This window comes from Bacillus sp. AY2-1 (assembly GCF_008368965.1).
Classification (GTDB): Bacteria; Bacillota; Bacilli; order Bacillales; family Bacillaceae_G; genus Bacillus_A; species Bacillus_A thuringiensis_S.
This window is the reverse complement of sequence record NZ_QPEL01000227.1, coordinates 1-6000: the sequence shown is the minus strand read 5'-3', so window position 1 is coordinate 6000 and position 6000 is coordinate 1. Positions and strand designations below refer to the sequence as shown.

The following is a 6000-nucleotide window of genomic DNA, read 5'->3' as shown; positions in this document are numbered from 1 at the left end:
CTTCTATACAGTATAACTATTTATTTCTCTCTCACCTCTAAACTTCCAATATAATAGTAACTACCTTCATAGATACTACTTACATTTTTAAAGTTGATTGTTATTATATCATAAAATATATTTACGTAAGTTCCTGAAGAAGAAAAGTTATCGTGAATCATTTGTGAAGAAAGTGTGAAATACATAAATAAAAAGGTATTACGTTATTACGTAACACCTTTAAAAAAATATCCCTCTTCTATTTCTCTTCCGGATAATCACAATACTCTATGATTGTTCCCTCTGTATCCGCTGGGTTAAGATAGATTAATCTTCTGCCGTGTTTATTAATTCGAAGTGTATGCTTTAACGTTCGAATACCTTGTTCTTTCAATTCCTCTAAAGCCACATCTAAATCATCTACTCGATACGCAACGTGATGAACACCTTTACCTTTTTGTTTAATAAAACGGGCAATTGGAGATGTCGTATTATTCGTCGGTGCAAGTAATTCAATTCTATCTCCATCCACTTCAAGAATGGCTACTTCGCTTTCCACACCAGGAGCTTCACTTACGTAACGATCTATTAAAGTTCCTAGTAACACATTTTCATAAAAACGTATCGTACTATCTATATCACGAACTGCGATTCCGATATGATCAATTGTTTTTTTCATTTTATTTCCCCTACTACTTTATTTTTTCTCATTATTAATAGTAACAAAAAAAGCTATAGAAACAAGTCTATAACTTTTTTTATTTAACCTATTTTCTTATCTGCTCTAGTTGCTGGTTGAACTTGGTTTTTCACTTTTAAAATGCTAATGCCATATCCGATAAATCCACCGATAATCGCTGGGAAGATCCAGCCTAGTCCTACTTCCTGCATCGGAAGGAATTTAGTGAACACTTGGCTTACTACTTCAATGTTAACTCCAGCTGCACTTAATCCATCGAATAAGCTGATGATAAATGTTACGATCAAGCTTACTTGATAAACTTCCGCTCTTCCTTTAAATAATGAATGGAAGAATGTTAAGAAAATCAATACGATTGCTAGTGGATAAATTGCTGTTAATACTGGAACAGAAACTGCGATTAATTGTGTTAATCCTACGTTTGCAACAATGGCACTAAATACACAGAGCGTGATTGCAATTGCTTTGTAAGGAACATTTGGGAATAACTTATGGAAGAATGAAGAACATGCTGATACAAGTCCCACACTAGTTGTTAAACACGCTACTGTAATCATTAATCCTAATAATACTCCGCCGTATGATCCAAAATAGTAGTTAGAAACTTTCGCTAATACTTCTCCACCGTTCTCTAAATGTCCAAGCTTTGCAACACTTGAAGCACCCATATAAGAAAGAGCTGTATAGATAATTGCTAAAATAGATGCTGCAATTATGGTCGCTTTTGCACAAACGACCATAATTTGTGTTTTCGTTTTTGCACCTTTTTCTTTAATTGCATTAATGATAATAATCCCGAATACGAATGATGCGAGCGTATCCATCGTTAAGTATCCTTCTTGGAATCCTTTAAAGAATGCATGTGATGTATAAGCTTCCACTGGTGCTTGCATATCTCCAATCGGATGTATAAAAGCAACGATTACTAAAATACCGATGAAAGTCAACTTAATTGGCGTTAAAATTTTTCCAACAATATCGACAATTTTCGCGGGATTTAGCGAAAAAAAACAAGTGATGCTAAAGAATATAATTGTGAAAAGAATTAAAGGTGTAGAACCTACTCCCTCTGGCATAAACGGCTTAAGACCAATTTCATAAGATACATTTCCTGTTCTCGGTATTGCAAATAACGGACCGATCGCTAAGTATAAAACTGTTGTAAACACAATCCCGAACACTGGGTGAGCGCGACTTGCTAATGACTGCAAATCATCTTTACCTGAAAAACCAAATGCTAGTACACCTAGTAATGGTAGTCCAACACCAGTTACTAAAAATCCAGCGTTAGCAATCCATACATTCTCTCCTGCTGATTGACCAAGCATCGCTGGGAAAATTAAATTTCCCGCTCCAAAAAATAGTGCAAATAACATTAATCCAATAACTACTATGAACGAAAACGGTACTTTATTCGCCATAATATAACCCCCATTCAAATTTCCTTATCTCATTTTCCAATTTTAACTAATTGAATTTTCTGAATATTTAATTTAAGTATCAACTATTCTTGAACTCATTATAGTTTGCTATATAATATTTTGCAATACTATTTTCGAACTTTTCTTTTATTTTATAAATATACATTTTTTAACATGAAAAATAGACTAAAAAACCAACATGGTCATCCATGTTGGTTTTTCCATTTACTATCATGAATTAAAATTTCGCTGCTACTTTTTTAACGTTTTCTAGACCTTCTTCAACAATTTGTTGTGAACGATCTGGATATTGATTGTGCCCTTCAATTACAACTGTCTCTGGATTTGTAATTCCCCAGAATCCAAGTACAGTTGTTACGTAATTAACTGCCATTTCCATAGGAGCCATTTGTTCTGAAGAGTAATCTGAACCACGAGCACCTAACACAACTACTTTTTTACCACCAACTAAACCTTCTGGGCCATTTGCTGTATATTTAAACGTTTTTCCAGCTTGAGATAAGTATGAAATATATGTGATTAATGGTGCTGGTACTGTAAAGTTCCATAATGGGAATGCAAATACAACCTTATCAGCTTCTAAAAACTGATTTAAATATTGATCTACTGTAGCAACTGCCTTCTCTTCTTCAGCTGTTAACTCCATGCCTTGGCTACGTTTATATCCACCTGAAATCGCGATATTTCCGTAATAAGGAAGATCTAATGCAAATAAATCTAATTCCGTAATTTCTGTATTTGGATTTGCTTCTTTATAAGTACTTACAAATGTTTCATACATTTTTGAACTAACTGCTTGCTCCGCTGGACGATCGTTTGCTTTTACAAATAATACTTTTGACATTTTTTTATTCCCCTCTACATTCTTATTTTCTTCTTTTTTACCAAATAACGAGCTAAATAATCCCATTTTCTTCACCTAAACTTTCTTATCATATTCATTATTCATCATCATAAAAATTCTTATTCTAATAAAAAGTTCCAATTGATACCTTAAGTAAAGCCAATCAAAACTTTTTGTTATTTAATTACCTTATGTAAGTGATTGTAATATAGCAACTTACTTTAGTAAAGTAACTTTTAATAAAAAACAAAATCTCAATTTAAAAATATTAACTAAAATACAATTGAACACCAAATACATCTTTATTACTTGTATAATAAACTTAGAGAGGAAAATTCATATATAGAAAGGATTTATTCATGAGCACTATAGAAAAGATTCAAACTTTTATTATTCTTTTTGCTGTTACATGCGGCATCGTACTCGGACAATTTAATATGATACATACGTATTCAGACAAGTTTATTGTTCCCTTCTTATTTTTTATGCTATATGGATTATTCCTCAGCATCCCATTAAAAGAAATAAAAAACGGATTTCGCAATTTAAAATTTGCTGGAACAAGTCTTACTATTAACTTCTTATGGACACCTTTACTCGCTTGGGGGTTAGGGGCACTATTTCTTTCAGATCATCCAGCACTTTGGGTTGGATTTATAATGTTAATGGTTACTCCATGCACAGATTGGTACTTAATCTTTACTGAAATAGCGAAAGGAAATGTAGCACTTTCTACTGCAATTTTACCTGTAAATTTAATTTTGCAAGTTCTACTCCTTCCAATTTATTTATTTTTATTTGCTGGTGTCATGAAAACTGTAGCGGTTTTTGTTTTAGTAGAAAGTATTGTTATCGTAATCGTCTTACCATTTATACTTGCACACGCTACAAAATTCATTATGAATAAAATGAAAAAAGCTGAAACTCTCGAGAATAAACTCATTCCGTTTTTCAGCTCTGCTCAAATTGTATTTTTAAGTTTAGCAATAGTAGCGATGTTTGCATCACAAGGTAAATATTTACTGCAAAATATGAATGTCGTTTTATTATTACTCGTTCCTGTTCTATTGTTCTTCATCATTAATTTTTTACTAGGACAATTTATCGGGCGCATGATGCATTTATCTTACAAAGATACAGTAAGTCTAAGCTTAACAACGTTAGCAAGAAACTCACCTGTTGCACTCGCTATCGCTGTGACCGCTTTTCCAGATGAGCCTCTTATCGCACTTGCACTCGTTATTGGACCATTGATTGAGTTACCAGTACTAGCTTGTGTGTCACAAGTTTTGTTGCTTATTAAGAAAAAACGGCAATACGCATAATAAAAAACGTCCCATTTTGGGACGTTTTTTATTATGGAAAGATTACATACAACACTTATTTCTTATTTATCATTACAAATGAAATTACCGAAACTACAAACGTAATAATACCAATTATAATAAAGTGAAACTTTAATCATTGGGGGTTTTGTTCATCCCCCAATGATTATTAGCCCTCACCACTCCCGCATTAACAGATCCTTTCTAATTAAAAATGATAGGAAACGTAAATATGACGAAAGCTGCCCAAAGTCCGTATATTGGCAAATACTTCGTAACGGCATCTTGGATAGCTTTTGGTCCTGATTTATTTTGCAAGAAACGCATATAGGAAAACATAATCCAAATTAGATTTGCCCAGATCAGTATGTTTACACCTAAAACAGCTAGTCTATTAGGTGTAATCCCGTAAGAAGAAAGTCTAAATACGATGGCTGACAATGCAACAGTATCAATAATAAGTGCCAGAACAATTAAGGCAAAATTTATATAATCTGAAATACTCTTTTTCTCGTCTGAGTCACTCTCAACGATAGAAAATATAGTAACAGCCAATACACCAAGCAGTATTCCGTTGAAGGCCATTAGGAAATTGCGATCCAAGAATGGATTTTTCCCGACCAAAATTACCGTTATAAGATAGATAAGCAAGGTAATCAGGACGAGAGGACTAAAAATTTTAGATATGTATGGTGTAATATTTTTAGCAAGCTTAAGATTCATTGATACTAAGTATGCAGTCACAATAGCGAGAGCCGCTGCTCCAAATAAAACAACATTACTAAAATAGAATTCTCCTATATCTAAGTCAACAAAGCTAAATAAACGCATGGTGAATATTGCTAGTATCATTCCGCTCACTGCCATGCTCCCGTAGAGAAGACAATATTCTAAATTAAATTTAATATAGGCTAATCTTGTACTGCCTTTTGAATATTCATTTCCTGTAAATGCAAGCCCTACTAAGACCCATAAAAATATAGGAAGATGTAAATACGCAAGTATGGTACTGTCTTTATAATTTATTGGCAACGTATTAAGATACACCCCGGAAACTAGGAATAACGCTATAAGGGAATAAATAATACTTTTTTTCGGCTTATTATTGTAAACAAAATAAGCAGCAATAAAGGGAATTACACCAAAAGCCAAATTAATTGGAGCAATTGCTTCCTGCTCAACAAAGTGGAAAATGATTCTAGTGCTTATGCCGGCCAGAATAGCTAAAAGGCCCATGAATAAGAAACCTTTTTGAAACAAAGATGTTTTTTCTTTATTTACTTTCTCCTTAAAATGCAACCTTTCATACCAAGCACCTAGAATTTGAGAATCAGGGTTTTGGTCCCATGCTTGTGAGAATGCTTTTTTAAAAGCTTTCGGATCTTTTCTATACATCTTCTCCAACTCATGGGGGTTATCCATATGTTTAACAATCAAATTGTTAATGTTCATAGTTATACCTCCTCTAATTTTAAAAATAAGGTTGTTACCTTTTAACAAAAGCACCTCACTCATTTATTATGATTTTGATTTTAATACAAAATTTATCGTTTTACAATAAAAAATTATTATTTAAAGGATTTTTTTTATCGTTAAATTTTATATAAAAGAAAAAACAAAAGAGCATGACAGTTTTATGTCATGCTCTTTTAACAAATTAATTCTCAAATACAAAATTAATCTTATTATCTTTCCACTCTAATTTCGCAT

At 32.7% G+C, this 6000-nt stretch carries 5 protein-coding genes; 1 reads left to right on the top strand and 4 read right to left on the bottom strand.

Features of this window, described 5'->3' with window-relative positions; all coding sequences use genetic code 11:
• Positions 1-238 precede the first annotated feature (238 nt).
• From DN403_RS29340 to DN403_RS29330, 3 genes are all read right to left on the bottom strand, one after another.
• Positions 239-658, bottom strand: coding sequence for a VOC family protein (locus DN403_RS29340; RefSeq protein WP_000750851.1), 420 nt, complete (start codon positions 656-658; stop codon positions 239-241).
• Positions 659-741: 83 nt separating this feature from the next.
• Positions 742-2100, bottom strand: coding sequence for a branched-chain amino acid transport system II carrier protein (brnQ, locus tag DN403_RS29335; RefSeq protein ID WP_001284783.1), 1359 nt, complete (start codon positions 2098-2100; stop codon positions 742-744).
• Between the two features lie 238 nt (positions 2101-2338).
• A complete protein-coding gene (locus tag DN403_RS29330) occupies positions 2339-3031 on the bottom strand; it encodes an FMN-dependent NADH-azoreductase (protein ID WP_000522502.1) in 693 nt (230 codons plus the stop codon).
• A 293-nt stretch (positions 3032-3324) separates the two neighbouring features.
• Here DN403_RS29330 and DN403_RS29325 point away from each other — a divergent pair, with 293 nt between their 5' ends.
• Entirely contained in the window at positions 3325-4290 is a 966-nt protein-coding gene (locus DN403_RS29325) for an arsenic resistance protein (RefSeq protein WP_000103812.1), read from the top strand.
• 204 nt (positions 4291-4494) lie between these two features.
• Here DN403_RS29325 and DN403_RS29320 read toward each other — a convergent pair whose 3' ends face one another.
• Complete coding sequence (locus tag DN403_RS29320) at positions 4495-5742, bottom strand: DUF4153 domain-containing protein (RefSeq protein ID WP_001024710.1); 1248 nt, start codon at positions 5740-5742, stop codon at positions 4495-4497.
• Positions 5743-6000 lie beyond the last annotated feature (258 nt).

Coding starts and splice junctions, on each gene's coding strand:
- DN403_RS29340 (WP_000750851.1), bottom strand. CDS start 658: ATGAAAAAAACAATTGATCATATCGGAATCGCAGTTCGTGATATAGAT.
- brnQ (WP_001284783.1), bottom strand. CDS start 2,100: ATGGCGAATAAAGTACCGTTTTCGTTCATAGTAGTTATTGGATTAATG.
- DN403_RS29330 (WP_000522502.1), bottom strand. CDS start 3,031: ATGGGATTATTTAGCTCGTTATTTGGTAAAAAAGAAGAAAATAAGAAT.
- DN403_RS29325 (WP_000103812.1), top strand. CDS start 3,325: ATGAGCACTATAGAAAAGATTCAAACTTTTATTATTCTTTTTGCTGTT.
- DN403_RS29320 (WP_001024710.1), bottom strand. CDS start 5,742: ATGAACATTAACAATTTGATTGTTAAACATATGGATAACCCCCATGAG.